This window comes from Symbiopectobacterium sp., assembly GCF_047692315.1.
In the GTDB taxonomy this organism is placed as follows: Bacteria; Pseudomonadota; Gammaproteobacteria; order Enterobacterales; family Enterobacteriaceae; genus Symbiopectobacterium.
In genome coordinates this window covers 1-16,980 of record NZ_JBLLJS010000002.1, presented here as the reverse complement: position 1 = coordinate 16,980, position 16,980 = coordinate 1, and the positions used below count along the sequence as shown (strand labels likewise).

Sequence of the window (16,980 nt, the reverse complement as noted above, 5' to 3'; positions counted from 1 at the left end):
GTAGGCAAGGATGCCGCTTTGCCCTTATTGCCGACTATCGTGCAATCGAGGTACTCCTGTTCAGGCAAGCAGACAGTCAGCTTGCCTGAATAAAATATAATTCGTATCGATGGATCTATCATGAGTTATGTCTATTCGTTTTTTTCCCTTATCTCACTTATTCCGCTGTATTTTTGGGTGAGGAAGCTCACATCTTCCTTTTACCCCATCACGGTGTTTGGCGGCATACTCGTTCATTCTTTATACGTATTATTTCATATCATCGTATTAAGAACCCATCAGATCCCTATTCTGGGAATCCCCATCGCGGAAGATAATGACTTTATGTATTACGCCCTGCTGGGGTTTGCCATTTTGTGTGCTGTGGTGAGCATGTGTGCACACGGTAAAGAGAGAGATTAGCGTTACAGAATTTAATGAGAATTGTTATCATCTTTGTTGAAGCGATTTCCTTCGAGTGCTAAGGTAAAATCTTGTGGTATTCCCCCTCGACCATTTTCCCAGCCGCGCTGGCCTGACGGTGGACCCCTGACGATGATGAACGCCTATTCTCCCTCGCTGCCTGAACGCCAGTTTTTCGTTGATGATTTCTTTGCCTTTGGCGAACGCTATGGGATCGACTACCGTTTCCCTGCGTTGGCATCCAGCCGCGATCGGTGTAAAGAGCAGCGCGTGGTGGTGCAAGGCCATGTGGAAGAGATGGTGCTCTCTTCCGGCATCAGCCTGACCAGCTCCGATGTACGCGTGATGCAACCCTATGAATCCACCTCGCTGTAGGGCTCGCCGCTTTACACGCTGGTGGTGTTGGGCGGTTGTATCAACCTGCGTGTGAACCAGCGGGAGTTTGTGGTGCGTGCGGGCATGGCATTCAGTACTCGTCTGGGAGAACATGAGGTGATGCATGTGCGTCATGCTGTCGATCACCCGTTGCGGACGCTGGCGCTGGGCATCCATCCTGGTCAGCTTTAACTTCCCCCGTTGCTTGCCGCTTTACTGCATCAGTGGGAACGTCGCGAGAACGCGGCCTTTGTTTGGCCAGTACCTGATTACCTTCTTGCTGGCTTGCAGCAGGCGTTATCTCCTTCGAACGAAAGTCTGGCGCGCCAGTTGATGCTGGAAGGGGCGATGCTGCAACTGCTTGGTCATGGCTTGGCGCTTGATCCTGTGGGGCAACAGGGGCGCATTACTGCACCACCCAGTGAGCGGCGGCTGGATGCCCTACGCGATCAGTTACAGTTGCACCCAGAAAAACCATACACCCTGACGGCGTTAGCTCAACAGGCAGCAATGAGCCCGACCAGCCTGCGCAATAAATTCCGCCAAACCTACGGTATCTCTGTGTTTGATTTCTTGCGCAACAAACGGTTAGCGCTGGCTTACCGTTTGTTGGAACAGGGCCATCCCGTCCAGCAGGCTGCCTGGATGTCGGGATACCAACACGCCACCAATCTTGCTACCGCCTTTCGACGCCACTATGGCATCGCCCCCAGCGATGTCCCTTTCTCCCAGCGATGGACATAGCGGTTAAGTCTCGTTTATTCCACTCCAGGTTCCCTGCTGCGCGTACCTTTGTCATGGCGCATACGTAACCTGTCAGCGCGCATAGCTTGCTCTTATATGAAAACGGTAATAATTCGCATTTACAAGTTCAGGTTAGGCGGAGAAGGGCATGTTGAGAAAAACACGGTTAGCGCTGGTGGTCGGCTATCTGGCAAGCGGATTTGCTGGAAGCGTTCTTGCGCAGGATAACGTTAATGCCGCAACGGATAACGCGACAACGAACAAGCCGGATACGCTGGTTGTCACCTCTCAGGTGCAAAGCGAGGCCACCAAGCTGGCAACGCCCGATATTGAAACACCGCAATCTGTTTCAATTGTTACGCGCGAACAGATGCTACAGCAGGGCGCAACCAATGTGCGTCAAGCGCTGGGTTATACGCCGGGTGTATACAACAATCAGGTGGGCGGCACCAACCGCTTTGACTACATCGTGATGCGTGGTTTTTCGGACGGCAGTCTGGATAACGTGTTCCTCGACGGGCTGAAAATCATGGGGGATACCAACTCCCACAGCTCACTGGTGGTTGACCCTTGGTTCCTTGAGAGCATGGAAGTGGTGCGAGGCCCGGCGTCGGTGCTGTACGGGCGCGCCTCGCCGGGGGGCATCGTGGCACTGAGTTCACGCCGCCCGGCCTTTGAGCAAAGTGGACAAATCAAGTTGTTTGCCGGTAACAACGCCCAGAGCGGCGCAGCGTTTGATGTGACTGGCCCGTTGGACGATGAAGATCGCGTGGCATTCCGCCTTGGCGGGATTGTGCGCAAAGCGGAAACGCAATTCACTACCAAAGAAGAGCGCTATGCATTGATGCCCAGTTTGACCTGGCGCATCAGCGATAAAACCCGTCTGGACCTGATGGCATATTTGCACCGCGATCCGGAAGGGGCAGCCACGCGGGTGTGCCGTATGTATGAAGGATCGGTGGTGCCGCATAATGGCCGCTATATTTCGAACGGCTTCTATGATGGTGAGAAGAGTTACGAAAAATACGATCGTCGCCAGAACATGGTGGGCTACAACATTGAGCACAACTTTGATAGCGGCTGGTCGGTGCGCCAGAAAGTGCGTTACTTGCAAAGCCGGGTGCATTTGGATCAGGTCTATGGCTACGGCTGGTCTGGGAATAGCGATGAGCTGATCCGTTACTACCAGGGGGTGCGCGAAAAACTCAAGGCGTGGACCCTGGATAACCAGTTGGACGGCAGCATTGATACTGGGGCGCTGAATCACCGATTGTTAGTGGGGATGGATTACCAGCAGCGTCAAAATGACGTCAACTGGCCTACAGGACTTTTCTCTAACCTCAATGCCTTCAAACCCGGTATACGGTGCGGGCGCGCTGGACTGGTATGTACCTACACGTGAAAGGCATAAGCTGCAACAAACCGGTTTCTATGCGCAGGATCAGATCTCCCTGGAGCGCTGGCGTTTGACGCTGGGTGGCCGTTATGACTCGGTCAAAATATCGAGCACCAATCAAAGTACGGCGGCGCGCAGCGAGTTGGACGAAGTTCATTTCAGTAAACGCGCGGCGCTGCTTTACCTGTTTGATAGTGGCGTTGCCCCCTACGTCAGTTACTCGACGGCATTTACGCCCACTAACTTTACCGATGCCAACGGCTCACTGCTTAAACCGATGGAAGGAAAGCAGTGGGGAAACCGGGTTGAAATATCAGCCAGTCGGTACGCAGGATCAGTACAGCGTTTCCCTGTATCGCATCAACCAGACTAACGTGGCGACGAAAACCCAACCGAACGATCCTTGTCGTGCCATTGGTGAGATTGAATCGGAAGGGGTGGAGCTGGAAGCGTTAACCCATATTAGCGATAACCTGAGCGTTCAGGCTGCCTACAGCTATAACGATATTCGTTATAAGTTATAAAAAGAGCGAAACAGCCAGTGAGCAGGGTAAGCGGGCGGTGTATGCACCGTGCAATCAGATCAGTGCCTGGGTGAACTATGATGTCACGAGCGGCGTATTGGACGGCTTAACACTGGGGAGCGGCGTTCGCTATGTGAACGGCGTGGTGAGCGATCGTGCCAACACCCATACGTTACCTTCTTACACGCTGGTGGATATGGCGGTGGGCTACGATCTTTCCAAGGTTGGCTTGAAGGGGTTGAGCGCGCAGTTGAACGTCAACAATCTGACGGATAAACGCTATGTCGGTGCCTGTAACTCACTGGATTACTGCTACTTTGGCGCGGAACGCAGCGTAGTAGGCAGCCTGTCGTACTCTTTCTGATTTCTTCCCTCCCCCGACGATCGTTGGGGGAGTTCCGAATTCCGCGCTTTCTCAGATGTATAAATCTTATAATTCACACATTTTGATATTTTATTCCGATTTTTTTATGTATTTGCAAATAAAACGGAATTTTATGAATATAGCGTCAATTAACGATACAAATAATTGTTACCTGCAAAATGATAACCGTATCCGTGTCGAAATGGGAAATGTGGGGTGTGCCACGGATCGGTCATCCGTGTTACACACGGACAGTCTGACGTATTGCTGTGCGTTGGCAGTACTGTCGAAATGGAATGGAAGGTGGTATCAGCAGCGCACACTCACACTGCTGCACATCATCGGTGGTAATCTGTTCTTTGGGATAAAGTCAAAGAGCGATCGTCAACCCAATCATGCAAACCGATGGCTATCGAAACTCAAGTCAGAACTGATCGATGGCGGAAAGGTGATTTTTGCCGGGGGTATAGACTGCTCCTCGGACATGGCGCTTAGCATGAGTATTCATCAAACAGATGCTGATGGACAGAAACCACTGCAAGAGCTGCTCACCACACCGGGAACCGAGATTATGCTCGCCGTAGCGCTCGGCATCACGATTTATCCCAATGGGGCAGTTGTACTTGATTCGACTGGTGCTCGGGGGGAGCTAAGTTATCAGGAGTGTTTGTCAATATTACAGGATCAGGTATAGCGCGGTTTCAATGATATTTCCTGCCACGTTGCGTGGCAGGAAGAGCCTGCGTATAAAACATGAAGGGAATGCACTCAGGTCACACTAATAAAGTCCGACGACCTTCCACCATATTAATCCGGCAGTCATAAATACCGCCTGATTCACCAGACTGATGATGAACCCAAAGCGCCACCACACGGCGGTGGGCACGTAGCCTGCGCCGAACAGAATTGGGCCACGCGCATGGGTATATTGCGTCAGCGAGCAGTACAAGCTGTTGGTAAATGCCAGCATCAGCGCCATCGACATCGGTGGGATCCCGAGATTAATCCCCACGCTTAGAAATACGGCATAGAGCGCGGCGATCTGCGCATTGCCGCTGGCAAAGAAATAGTGAGTATAAAAATAGGCCGCGTTTAACAGCAGCAGCACCAGTACCCAACTGGTTCCGGCCATCAAGTGACCGACGCTGCCACCAATCAGATCGCCAAACCAGGTAGTAAAACCCAGCTTTTTAAGCTGATTGGCCATCATCAGCAGCGCAGCAAACCAGATTAACGTATCCCAGGCCCCTTTTTCACTTTTGATGTCTTCCCAGCGCAGTACGCCGCTCAGCAGCAGGAAGGAGAGGCCCACAAAGGAAGCGGTGGTTGCGTCTACGCCCAGTGCGTCGCCAAAAATCCACAGCACCAGCAGCAGAAGCATGGTAAAGGCCATCAGCCATTCACCACGCGCCATCGGTCCCATTTTTTCCAGTTCGCTAATCGCCAGCTTCGGCGCATCAGGTGTGTGGCGAATCTCCGGTTTGGTCAACCATAGTACCAGCGGTGGAACGATCATCAGGGAGATCAGGCAAGGCACTACAGCGGCCAGAAACCAACTGCCCCAGGTGATGTGCACGCCCGCATTGGCGGCCAGTTTTACTGCCAGCAGGTTGCCAGTGTAGGCGGTCATAAACAGCGCGGCAGTAATATCGTTGACGTTACCGATACAGACCACCAGAAAGGTACCGATTTTGCTGCGTGAGGCATCTTCCGGCCTGGAGTCGAAACTGCGCGCCAGTGAGTCAGCGATCGGGTAGATCACGCCGCCGCAGCGTGCCGTGTTGCTTGGCATGGCGGGCGACAGTACCAGATCGGCAAAGGCCAGCCCATAGGCTAACCCGAGCGTTCTCTTCCCCAGCAGGCGAATCATTTGCAACGCGATGCGTCGACCCAATCCGGTTTTGATAAAGCCGCGCGCGATCATAAACGCCACGACGATCAGCCAAATCAGGGAGCTATTCAGATCGCTCAACGCGGTTTGGATAGCACCACTGGCGCTGGTATCGCCTGCGGCGGCCGTCAGCGCGAACAGCGTCATGCTGATGATACCGATGGCACCGATGGGCAACACGTTAGCCACAATCGAGACGATGGTGGCGACAAAAAGAACCGCAGAGTGCCAGGCCGGAGCGCTGAGGCCGGTTGGCGGAGACAGGTGCCAGAAGAAGGCGGCGACAAGCAGAATAATCACCAAAGCAAGCCAGTTCAGGCCGTACGACGTTTTGGTCTTCATCCGTTTTCCTTACAACTTAATAGGTGTCTGAAGGGGAGGTGTAATCAGTGTAATCCCTATGGGTTACAGGGTCATCAGCGATCATAGCCTCACTGATAAAAAACGCGGGATGAAAATGACACGCTTATTGATTTGAATCGTTTTTTCTAAATATTGTTAGTTAAATAATTATGTGAAGTGCTTCACATTTTAAGTGTGACAAAATATGACAAAGGCAGATGCTACGTGGGATGTGTGAAAAAGAGGCAAAAACGATGAAAATGGCGTGATTAATGACGATGAAACCTATTGGCATCATTTCATTAACGTTGGTGCTTGGTTATGTCCGCGCTATTCCGCTTTCCTGCACGCCGTGCCGATAGGCTCCCGGTGTTATCCCTTGCCACCCTTTGAATGCCCGGATAAAGGAGTTTACATCCTGAAAACCGAGCAAGAAGCCGATTTCTGCCTGTGTGATAGCCGGTTTATGCAGATAGTGCAGCGCCAGTTGCTGTCGGGTGGCATTGAGAATGGTTTTGAATGTCGATGACTCTTCGCTTAATTGCCGTTGCAGTGTGCGTTTGCTTATCGCCAATTGCCTTGCGACATCTTCAACGGTGCACTGGCCCGCGGGAATCCCTTCCAGCAGCACCGTCTTGACGCGATCGCTCATCGTTGCCGTTAAATCCAGCGTCGTCAGACGCTGACGCAAACCGGTTTCGAAAAATGCCCACATCGACTCGTTGGCCGTTAAAAAGGGGCGGAGGCTGTCTTCTTTCGAAAAGGAAACACGGATTGTTTTCCCGTTTTTGGGTCTGACGCCGAAATATTCTGTGTAGCGTTCAATGGGCTCGGGAAGTTCGGGTAAGAGCACTTCGCGAAGGATGACGCGGTGGCGTGTGGCGAGCCTGACCAGTTCCGTCAAGGACACCATCTCTGTCGCTGCCAGGCTATGCGGGATGGTGCCAACGTGCGCGTAACATTGCAGGGTTACCGATGTTTGCTGCGCTGTGATACCAACTGCCAGCGTCATCGGGGCAATCAGCCTCTTGAAGGTCGCCAGACGTTGATAGGCTACGTTGAGGTTTGGGCTGCACAGGCTGGCAAAAATCGGCGGATCGAACGCCTCAACGGAGATGGCCTGTCCTATTGTGAGCGGCAGAGCAAGCGTCTCCCCCGAGGCTTGCTCGATAGCATGCTATAATTCGAAAAACTGAGCAGGCGCAATGGTGACGTCAGGTCGCGAGAACAGATCGGCGGGAAGGTTGGTAAGACGTAGAACCTGTGCCGAATCTACGCCCATGTCGGTGAGCAGCAACCGCCAGCCGGGCTGAAGGGTGTAGCGTGTTTCATCAATGCCCCCTTGCTGGCGGTAGGCCGTTTAGCACCGCGGAATCACATCATTGTCTATCATCTGCTGGAACATGTCTCGAATTGAGGTTTCCAATGGGCGGTATTTCATGCTGAGCGCCTGAACACTCTTGCTGTTGTCAGCTCGCCATGGGAAACCTACGTTGCGCGCCACAAACTGGCGTGTCGTCGATTTATCAGCCAACGGAGCAATCAGCCAGACCAGCCACTTAGGCAGAGTGCGGCGTGGCACGGGATAGGCATTGAAGGCCGGTAACAGCGCCCTGGCAATTTCAGGCAAGCACGTATTATGGCCTGAAATGATATGGCGTCCCTCTGCCTCTGGTAAATACGCTGCCCGTAAGTGGGCTTCTGCCAAGTCCCGCACATCAACCGCGCCGAGCCCGATGTCAGGGATACCGACTTTCATCCGGCCATTTCCCATTTGCTGAACGATGTTGAAGCTCTCTGACGTGCCATGGGGGTTGATACCTGGGCCGATAACGAAGCTTGGGTTGATAACAACCAGTTGCCAACGGGACTGGCGCTTGGCGATGTCCCAAGCCTCGCGTTCAGCCACTGTCTTGGAATAGGCGTAAGGGATGTGTTGCAGCGACGAACGGGTGTTCCACGATGCTTCAGTGAATACGCCATCGGGCGTATTTTCCAAGTCCGCGTTATCAGAATAAATAGCGGCACAACTGCTGGTCAACACAACGCGTGTGACGGATGCGGTTCGGTTGGCCGTTTCAAGAACATTACGGGTTCCTAACTGCGCGGGTTCAACCAACTCCTTTTGAGGATCGTGAATGGCGAGCGTGAATGGTGACGCTGTGTGAAAGACGATACTGCAATTCGCCATGGCCTCGGCATAGGACTCTTCATTCAGCAGGTCAGCGTTGAAATAACGCAGGGTGCCCGGCAGTGTGGCCGCTAATGCATCGAGGTGACGTACTTTATTTCGGTCTGAGGGATTTCGCACTGCGGCATGGACGGTAACGCCTTCTTCCAGTAGCCGTTTCACAATCCAGCCTGCGACATAGCCGGTTGCTCCGGTAACCATCACCGGACTGCGTTTATCAATTTCGAGTTTTTTCATGGTGGAGTCCTTGCAGAGCACCCGACCGCCACCAGGATGGCTGGAACAGGATTGCAGCAGCGTCGAAAGGTTAAAAAGTCACCGGAAAAGACTATCTTAAACCCACTTGCTGCGTCACTGGCAAGGCGTGCCCCGTTATATGCAAAGTGCGCCAACCCATACTCTGGCGGTATGGGTTGGTTAAAAGCGCTTGTTACTGCTTCTCTTTTTCCAGAGATTTTCCTGACCAATAGCCCGCCAGCAGCGAGCCGGAAAGGTTGTGCCAGACCGAGAACAGCGCGCCGGGCAGTGCGGCCAGCGGAGAGAAGTACATCTTGCCCAGTGTGGCGGCAAGACCGGAGTTCTGCATGCCGACTTCGATAGCCAAGGTACGGCAGGTGGACTCATCAAAACCGAACAGCCTGCCACCCCAGTAGCCACCCAGTAAGCCAATGCCGTTGTGCAGGATAACGGCAATAATCACCATAAAACCGACGGAAGCAATATGGCTCTGGCTACCTGCGACAACGGCGCTGATAATCGCCAGAATAAACACCATCGAAAGCGTTGGCAGATAGGGCTCGATGCGTTTTACCACACCGCTAACAGATGGTGAATAATCAGTCCTGCGCCGATTGGGATCACCACGATCTTCAGGATGCTGAGCAACATGCCCATCACGTCCACGCTGATGGCGGCATCAACATAGAGCCGGGTCAGTAGCGGCGTGGCAAAGACACCGACCAGCGTCGAGATGGATGAAATGGTGACTGACAGGGCGACATCGCCTTTAGACAGGTAGATCATCACGTTTGAAGCCGTGCCGCTGGCAACGCTGCCCACCAGCACCATACCCGCCGAGAGGTCTGGCGGCATGTTAAACGCGCGCGCCAATACCCAGGCGGCGAGCGGCATTACCAGATAGTGCAGGAATATCCCGGCGGCAACGGGGGCAGGGCGTGTGAGCACACGTTTAAAGTCCTCGATATGCAGGGTCACGCCCATGGCGAACATAATGAGCATCAGCAGCGTGCTGATATGGGGGCTGATGCCCGTAAAGGTGTCTGGTGACGCATAGGCAGCAACGGAGAGCAAAACGGCCCATAACGGAAACAGGCGAGTCAAAATGGCTAGCATAAAATATCTATCCTTATCACTCTATGATGGTCCAGATAAAAAAACCGGCCTACTGGCCGGTTTTTTTGGGCGCCATGGCGGGGCGTTATTCAAACAGGCTGTGGTGTAGCGTTTGCACCACGCGCTCTGCGTCGTTGCCCGGCACCAGGAAACACAGGTTATGGCTGCTGGCACCGTAGCAAATCAGGCGAATGTTAAACGGCTCCAGTACGCCAAATACCTCTTTGCCGACGCCGCATGCCTGAGAAAGCTGATTGCCGATAAGCGCGACCAGTGACAGGTTCTCTTCCACCTCGACACGGCACAGGGAAGAGAGTTCTGTCAGCATGGCGCTGGAGAGCAGGCTGTCGCCCGCAGAGGTAGAACTAGTGGTGTCCAGCGTCAGGGCAACGTTCACTTCAGAGGTGGTGATCAGGTCCACCGAAATGTTGTGGCGTGCCAGAATGCTGAATACTTCCACCAGGAAACCGCGTGCGTGCAGCATATTCAGGCTATGCAGTGTGAGCAGCGTTTGTTTACGGCGCAGTGCCAGCGCGCGGAACAGAGGCGGGTTTTCCGTTTTGTTGCACACCAGCGTACCGCCGGCAGAGGGCTCCTTGCTGGAGCCAACGAATACCGGAATATCGCTGCGCACGGCGGGCAACAGCGTGGCGGGGTGCAGCACCTTGGCGCCAAAGGTGGCCATTTCCGCCGCTTCTTCAAAGGTGATCTGGTCGATACGGTGTGCAGTGGGCACTACGCGAGGATCGGTGGTGTAGATACCGGGGACATCAGTCCATATATCAATACGATCAACGTTCAACGCCTCGCCCAGCAGGGCCGCGGTGTAATCGCTGCCGCCGCGGCCCAGCGTGGTGGTGCGGCCTTTGGCCTCACTGCCGATAAACCCTTGAGTAATGATCAGACTTTCCGCCAGACGCGGTTGCAACTGGCTGCGCGTTAATGCACCCAGTGTGTCGCAATCCGGCTCTGCGCGGCCAAAACGATCGTTGGTACGCATGATTTTACGCACATCAAACCACTCTGCGCTGACCTGACGCTGGCGCAGGATCTCAACGAACAGCAGCGTTGACATCAATTCACCGTGGCTGACCAACTCATCTGTCAATGCGTTAGATGTTGCGAGCGCAGCGGCTTCAGACAGGCGCGCCACGTTTTCCAGCATGCGATCGATCTCTTCGCGGATCACCTGTGGGTTGTCCAGACGATCGATGATGGCATATTGGATTTGACAAATTTTTTCCAAGTGGACATCGCGTTGCTCTTGCGCCACGCCTTCTGCTAAGGCAACCAGTAAGTTGGTGATGCCAGCTGAGGCGGAGAGTACGACAACGCGCACCGCAGGATCGGAAAGCACAATATCCGCGCTGCGGTTTATGGCATCAAAATCGGCCACGCTTGTGCCGCCAAATTTAGCGATTTTCAGAGAATTTGTTGTAGACATAAATAAAAAACACCTCGTGTCAGGGGCGCTGTGGCGATGGGTGGGTGTCGCACATCAGCCGTCCATAAAATCAGCCTTGGCACAAGGAAAGAGCGGTAAGCAGGGAGCAGGCGTAGATAAGTAAGCGTCACTACGATACACCCAGAAGCGCTCCACCTTGCTGAACGTGCAGTTTGCATTTATTGCCTGCACGTTGCTGGTGACAACCCAGAGGATTCAGCCCCTGTAGTCGATGATGTCATTCCCGTTTTGCACATCATCTCGGTGCCGCTCCCCCTGGTTTATCGTCACTGGATTTACGGATCCTCGGATAAATTACCTGGGCGGCGCTCCTCTTCTGGCTTATGCAACCGCCTTCGGCGTGGATGCATAAGTTCACGCTTACAAATAACGGGTTATCTTCCGGCTGTCAACCCGTAACGACAGGGAAATGCGTAATAGCAAGAAAAGGGATCGCAAGTGATGGTATAAGGGATACAATCGATTCAGCCTTAGCGATTTTATTATCGGAGACAAGAGTGTTGTTATGAAAAATATCAATCCCAGCCAAACTGCCGCATGGCGCGCTCTGCAACAGCATTTTTCCGTGATGGAACAGGTGCAAATCAGCGAACTGTTTGCCCAGCACCCGGATCGTTTCTCACGCTTTTCCGCCACGTTTGATGACCTGATGCTGGTGGACTACTCCAAGAACCGTATTACCCAAGAAACGCTGGATAAGTTGCTCGATCTTGCACGTGAAACGCAGTTGAGCGAGGCCATCGCCTCGATGTTTTCCGGTGAAAAGATCAACCGCACCGAAGATCGCGTGGTTCTGCACGTTGCATTGCGTAACCGTAGCAATACGCCGATTCTGGTGGATGGCAAAGATGTGATGCCGGAAGTCAACGCGGTCTTGCAGAAGATGAAAGGCTTTAGTGAGCGCATCATCAGCGGTAGCTGGAAAGGCTATACCGGCAAGGCGATTACCGATGTGGTGAACATCGGTATTGGCGGTTCGGATCTCGGCCCCTTCATGGTGACGGAAGCGCTACGGCCGTTTAAGAACCACCTTAACATGCACTTCGTGTCCAACGTCGACGGCACTCACATCGCCGAAACCCTTAAAACGCTGAACCCGGAAACCACGCTGGTGCTGGTGGCCTCAAAAACCTTCACCACCCAGGAAACCATGACCAATGCCCATTCTGCGCGCGACTGGTTCCTGAAAACCGCGCAGGATGAGCAGCATATTGCCAAGCATTTCGCCGCGCTCTCCACCAATGCTAGCGCGGTCAGCGCGTTCGGTATCGATACTGCGAACATGTTTGAATTCTGGGATTGGGTCGGCGGCCGCTACTCGCTGTGGTCTGCTATCGGCTTGTCGATTATCCTCTCCATCGGTTTTGACAACTTTGAGCAACTGCTGAGCGGCGCGCACGCCATGGATCAGCACTTTGCCACCACGCCTATCGAGAAAAATCTACCAGTACTGCTGGCGCTGATCGGGATCTGGTACAACAATTTCTTTGGCGCGGAAACCGAGGCGATCCTGCCTTACGATCGGTACATGCACCGTTTTGCGGCCTATTTCCAGCAGGGAAACATGGAATCCAACGGTAAGTATGTCGATCGCGACGGCAATCCGATTATCTATCAAACCGGGCCGATTATCTGGGGCGAGCCGGGCACTAACGGGCAGCATGCGTTTTATCAGTTAATTCACCAAGGGACCAAACTGGTACCTTGTGATTTCATCGCGCCGGCCGTGAGTCACAATCCGTTGGGCGATCATCATGGTAAGCTGCTCTCCAACTTCTTCGCCCAGACCGAAGCGCTGGCATTTGGCAAATCCCGTGAGGTGGTGGAGGCAGAATTTGCCGCGCAGGGCAAAACGGCGAAACAGGTTGAGCACGTGGCTCCGTTCAAAGTGTTTGAAGGCAACCGCCCAACCAATTCCATTTTGTTGCGCGAGATTACGCCTTACAGTCTGGGGGCGCTTATCGCGCTGTATGAACACAAAATCTTCACGCAGGGTGCGATTCTGAATATCTATACTTTCGATCAATGGGGCGTCGAGTTGGGCAAACAACTGGCCAACCGTATTTTGCCGGAATTGGAAAACGACCAGCCGGTGAGCAGCCACGACAGTTCGACCAACGGTTTGATCAACCGCTTTAAAAACTGGCGCGCCTGAGTCGTGGACGCCGATAGGGGGGGAATATGACCCCCCTTTTGTCACCAACATGGAGGGAAGTATGCAGAAACGTGCTTTACTGGGCATCGCCGTGGCTGTTTTACTGGCAGGGTGCAGCACCAGCAAAGAATTGAGTTCCGCCGGGCAGTCGGTCAAGTTTACCGATAAGCAACCCGGCAGTGGATGTCGTCTGGTGGGTCAGGTGACAGACTCGCAATCTACCTGGTTAACGGGTCATGACGAGGGCAATGCCCAGCGCGGCGCGGCCAACGATCTGCGTAACAAGGCGGCGGCGCTCGGCGGCAATGTGATCTATGGGGCCACCAGCTCCAGTGAGAGCTTCTGGTCGAGCTTCGCGCCGCTTGATAGCAAGCTGGTCGGGCAGGTTTATCACTGCCCCTAAGCGACAGGTATTCACAGGCGGGTGATAACCGAACTGCCTGTGAATGCTTTTTTCTAACTGTTCTTGAGTAACTGTAAATCCAGCAGTGTTTTGCTGGCTTCCCCGCCAATCTCGCGCGTCAAACGCGGCACCAGATAACCCGACACCTGCGACAGCAGTTTTTTCATGATGTCGCGCGCTTCTTCATCACTGACCAGAAAATGCGCTGCGCCTTGCACTTTGTCCAGCACGTGCAGATAGTAGGGCAACACGCCCGCGTTAAACAGCGCGTTGCTCAGAGCAGCAAGCGTCGATGCGTTATCATTCACCCCGCGTAGCAATACGCTTTGATTCAGCAGGGTAACGCCAGCCTGACGCAAACGTGCCATACTTTCTTTCAGTTCGCTGTCTATCTCGTTGGCATGGTTGATATGTGTCACCAGCAACACGCTAAGACGCGTTTGTGATAAACGCTGGCACAGCGTCTCGGTAATGCGCGCCGGGATCACCACCGGCAACCGGCTGTGAATGCGCAGACGCTGCACGTGGGGAATGTTCTCCAGTTCGCTGATAAGCCAGTCCAGCTCATGGTCTTTCGCCATCAGCGGATCGCCACCGGAGAAGATAATCTCATCCAGTTCGGGATGCTGGCGAATATAGTCCAGCTCCTGACGCCATTTACTCTTATTGCCTTGGTTATCCTGATAGGGAAAGTGGCGACGGAAGCAATAGCGACAGTTGACCGCACAGCCACCTTTGACCAGCAACAATGCGCGGTTGTGATATTTATGCAGTAACCCAGGCACCACGCTTTGCTGTTCATCGAGCGGATCGACGCTGAATCCGGGCGTTATCACAAATTCATCCTGGGCGGTCAGCACTTGTAGCAATAGCGGATCGAGAGGGTCCCCTTTGCGCATCCGCGCAGCGAACGACCAGGGCACGCGCAGCGGAAACAGCGTGCGCGCTTCGGCCCCTTTGCGTAGCTGAGGGTGGTCATCGAGCGCCAAAAAGTGTAAAAGTTGGAGAGGATCGGTAATGACATCAGCAAGTTGATGCAACCAATCTTCTCTGGGATGGGGTTTTAGGGTTATAATGTGTGCCATTTTTTGGCTGAGTACCAGTATCAAATAGTAGAGGGCCTTTATGGCGACTTATTTTAGCAACGATTTTCGTTTCGGTCTTAAAATCATGTTTGAAGGCGAGCCTTACGCTGTCGAATCCAGTGAATTCGTTAAGCCAGGTAAAGGGCAGGCTTTCGCGCGCGTTAAAATGCGCCGTTTGCTGACCGGCAAACTGATTGAAAAAACCTTCAAATCTACCGATAGCGCCGAAGGTGCCGATGTGGTCGATATGAACCTGACCTACCTGTATAACGACGGTGAGTTCTGGCATTTCATGAACAATGAAACGTTTGAACAACTGGCCGCTGACTCCAAAGCTGTTGGCGACAATGCCAAATGGCTGCTGGATCAGGCTGAATGTATCGTTACGTTGTGGAACGGCCAACCGATTTCGGTAACGCCGCCAAACTTCGTGGAACTGGAGATCGTGGATACCGATCCGGGTCTGAAGGGCGATACAGCAGGTACTGGCGGTAAGCCGGCAACCTTGACCACCGGTGCCGTGGTAAAAGTGCCGTTGTTTGTTCAGATTGGCGAAGTGATCAAAGTGGATACGCGCTCTGGCGAATACGTCTCTCGCGTGAAATAAGCACTTCCCTGCCAAAAAACACCGTCGGCTTTGCTGGCGGTTTTTTTTGGTCAGAATTACACGAATGCTGACAAGTGTCGCCGGTTCCGCACTGACCCTCTATCAGGCCTGTGTCATGGCACAGGAGTGGCTATCGGAAGAGCGCTCTTTCGGATATCGACGTTTGTGTCTGCGAACCTGGAAACACCCGCTCGCAAAGGAAGTCGACCAGCACCCGTACCTTCGGCGACGGATGTTTGCTCGCTGGCCACAGCACGTGGAAAACGCCTGTGCGCTCTACATGGTCGACCAGTATGGGCTGTAACCGGCCATCAGCCAACGGTTCACGGATAGAGAAGTCCGGTAGGTAGGCGATACCTAGCCCTTGCAGGGCGAAGCACACGCGCGTCTCAATGTTGTTGCAGATCATCGCCGTGGGCAGTTGCAACGGCGGTTCTTCGGGGGCAAGCCGCAGTGCCCAAGGCTCCAGCTTGCCACTGTGGGGAAAGCGGTAGTGCAGGCAGCGGTGTCGTAGCAGGTCGGTGGGTACCTGCGGTGTACCATGCCGTGCCAGATAGTCCGGAGAAGCGACCAGCAGCGAGCGGAACATACCAAGCCGGCGTGCGGTAAGGCGTGAGTCGTTGGGCTCACCGGTGCGCACCACAGCGTCAAAGCCTTCTTCAATCACATTGACGATCTGGTCGGTGAAGTCGAGATCCAGCTTGATCTCAGGATAGGCATGCATAAATTCACCGAGTACCGGCAGTACCAGAGAGCTGACCAGAGGCAGGCTCACCCGCAAGCGTCCGCTCGGTGCGCCACTGGCCTGTAGGCCCTGTTCCGCTGCTTCGATCTCGGCCAGAATGCGCCGACAGCGTTCCAGAAACCGTGTGCCTTCGGCTGTCAGTGTGATGTTGCGTGTGCTGCGATGAAACAGGCGCGCGCCCAGCTTATCTTCCAGCCGCGCTACGCTCTTGCCGATGGCCGATGCTGACACACCCAGCAGCCGTCCCGCCGCTACAAAGCTGCGCGTTTCCGCTACCTGCACGAACACTACAAAGCCGTTCAGGCTATCCATATTGCTCTCCGATTGCGGACATTTTATTCCGCATACCAAGGAACTGTAGCCATCTTTTTCTTGAGTCGCAAGTTATCTATCGTCAAGGCATTCCCGATACAACAACCGATGACTCTGAGGATTTTACTGTGACGATTCCTATATTTCCCCTGCGCCCAAGCCTTCCTCTTGCGCATCTATCGACGCGTATCCAGGGTGTAATCCAGCAGGCACTGGATACACACCGTTTAGTCGGTGCTGTTGTACTGGTGGCGTGCGGTGGGGAGTTGATCCACCAGCAGGCGGCCGGCTGGGCCGATCGTGAATGCGCACGTCCGATGGAACTTGGCACGATCTCTCGGCTGGCTTCGGTGAGTAAGCCCATCGTGTCGGCTGCGGCACTGGCACTGGTGCTGGTGCTGGTGCTGGTGGCTCAGGGGCAGATCGGTCTGGATGACGAAATCTCTCGCTGGCTGCCCGAATTCCAGCCTCGGCTGGCCGATGGCTCATATAGCGCGGCAAATCATTTGATACCGAAAGGCAAAATATTTAATACGCTCAAAAATCACACAAATGAAAATTATTTGATACCAATTGCTGTACTGATGTAACGCTTTTATTGTCCCTAAAACATCATGAACTTGGTT

Annotated in this window: 11 protein-coding genes, 4 pseudogenes and 1 riboswitch; of the genes and pseudogenes, 8 read left to right on the top strand and 7 right to left on the bottom strand. The window is 53.7% G+C overall.

The window, feature by feature from the left end:
- The first annotated feature begins 120 nt into the window (after positions 1 to 120).
- The 4 genes and pseudogenes from ACMZI0_RS00555 (at position 121) to ACMZI0_RS00540 (ending at position 4,499) form a co-directional block, all read left to right on the top strand.
- Positions 121 to 402 (top strand): hypothetical protein, encoded by a 282-nt coding sequence (locus ACMZI0_RS00555; RefSeq protein ID WP_415671560.1) that lies wholly within the window; start codon positions 121 to 123, stop codon positions 400 to 402.
- A gap of 132 nt (positions 403 to 534) precedes the next feature.
- Positions 535 to 1,521 (top strand): annotated as a pseudogene (locus ACMZI0_RS00550) (helix-turn-helix transcriptional regulator).
- A gap of 148 nt (positions 1,522 to 1,669) precedes the next feature.
- Positions 1,670 to 3,805, top strand: a pseudogene (locus tag ACMZI0_RS00545) (TonB-dependent siderophore receptor).
- A 133-nt stretch (positions 3,806 to 3,938) separates the two neighbouring features.
- On the top strand, positions 3,939 to 4,499 hold the full coding sequence (locus tag ACMZI0_RS00540; protein ID WP_415671559.1) for a hypothetical protein: 561 nt from the start codon (positions 3,939 to 3,941) through the stop codon (positions 4,497 to 4,499).
- Positions 4,500 to 4,583: 84 nt separating this feature from the next.
- On the opposite strand, the gene ACMZI0_RS00535 is transcribed toward ACMZI0_RS00540, so the two are convergent.
- The 5 genes and pseudogenes from ACMZI0_RS00535 to lysC all read right to left on the bottom strand — a co-directional run bounded on the left by ACMZI0_RS00535 (position 4,584) and on the right by lysC (position 11,026).
- On the bottom strand, positions 4,584 to 6,038 hold the full coding sequence (locus ACMZI0_RS00535) for a DASS family sodium-coupled anion symporter (protein WP_415671558.1): 1,455 nt from the start codon (positions 6,036 to 6,038) through the stop codon (positions 4,584 to 4,586).
- A gap of 319 nt (positions 6,039 to 6,357) precedes the next feature.
- Positions 6,358 to 7,209, bottom strand: a complete 852-nt coding sequence (locus tag ACMZI0_RS00530; RefSeq protein ID WP_415671565.1) for a helix-turn-helix domain-containing protein — start codon at positions 7,207 to 7,209, stop codon at positions 6,358 to 6,360.
- 189 nt (positions 7,210 to 7,398) lie between these two features.
- Positions 7,399 to 8,466: an NAD-dependent epimerase/dehydratase family protein gene (locus tag ACMZI0_RS00525; RefSeq protein ID WP_415671557.1), complete on the bottom strand. Its 1,068-nt coding sequence runs from the start codon at positions 8,464 to 8,466 to the stop codon at positions 7,399 to 7,401.
- A 193-nt stretch (positions 8,467 to 8,659) separates the two neighbouring features.
- Positions 8,660 to 9,582: pseudogene (gene panS, locus ACMZI0_RS00520) on the bottom strand (ketopantoate/pantoate/pantothenate transporter PanS).
- 85 nt (positions 9,583 to 9,667) lie between these two features.
- Entirely contained in the window at positions 9,668 to 11,026 is a 1,359-nt protein-coding gene (gene lysC / locus ACMZI0_RS00515; protein WP_415671556.1) for a lysine-sensitive aspartokinase 3, read from the bottom strand.
- A 137-nt stretch (positions 11,027 to 11,163) separates the two neighbouring features.
- Positions 11,164 to 11,371: riboswitch (Lysine riboswitch) on the bottom strand.
- Between the two features lie 181 nt (positions 11,372 to 11,552).
- Here lysC and pgi point away from each other — a divergent pair.
- Together pgi and ACMZI0_RS00505 are read left to right on the top strand one after the other, a co-directional pair.
- Positions 11,553 to 13,202 carry a glucose-6-phosphate isomerase gene (gene pgi, locus ACMZI0_RS00510; RefSeq protein ID WP_415671555.1) on the top strand — a complete coding sequence of 550 codons (1,650 nt, stop codon included), beginning with the start codon at positions 11,553 to 11,555 and terminating at the stop codon, positions 13,200 to 13,202.
- 61 nt (positions 13,203 to 13,263) lie between these two features.
- Positions 13,264 to 13,605, top strand: coding sequence for a DUF4156 domain-containing protein (locus ACMZI0_RS00505; protein WP_415671554.1), 342 nt, complete (start codon positions 13,264 to 13,266; stop codon positions 13,603 to 13,605).
- A 53-nt stretch (positions 13,606 to 13,658) separates the two neighbouring features.
- Here the strand turns inward: ACMZI0_RS00505 and epmB are convergent, their stop codons facing one another.
- Complete coding sequence (gene epmB, locus ACMZI0_RS00500) at positions 13,659 to 14,690, bottom strand: EF-P beta-lysylation protein EpmB (RefSeq protein ID WP_415671553.1); 1,032 nt, start codon at positions 14,688 to 14,690, stop codon at positions 13,659 to 13,661.
- A 40-nt stretch (positions 14,691 to 14,730) separates the two neighbouring features.
- Between epmB and efp the strand changes: the two genes are divergently transcribed.
- On the top strand, positions 14,731 to 15,297 hold the full coding sequence (gene efp / locus ACMZI0_RS00495) for an elongation factor P (RefSeq protein ID WP_415671552.1): 567 nt from the start codon (positions 14,731 to 14,733) through the stop codon (positions 15,295 to 15,297).
- Positions 15,298 to 15,427: 130 nt separating this feature from the next.
- Here the strand turns inward: efp and ACMZI0_RS00490 are convergent, their stop codons facing one another.
- Positions 15,428 to 16,354, bottom strand: a complete 927-nt coding sequence (locus tag ACMZI0_RS00490; protein WP_415671564.1) for a LysR family transcriptional regulator — start codon at positions 16,352 to 16,354, stop codon at positions 15,428 to 15,430.
- A gap of 128 nt (positions 16,355 to 16,482) precedes the next feature.
- Between ACMZI0_RS00490 and ACMZI0_RS00485 the strand changes: the two are divergent.
- A pseudogene (locus ACMZI0_RS00485) lies at positions 16,483 to 16,839 on the top strand (serine hydrolase); the annotation flags it as partial.
- Between the last annotated feature and the right edge of the window lie 141 nt (positions 16,840 to 16,980).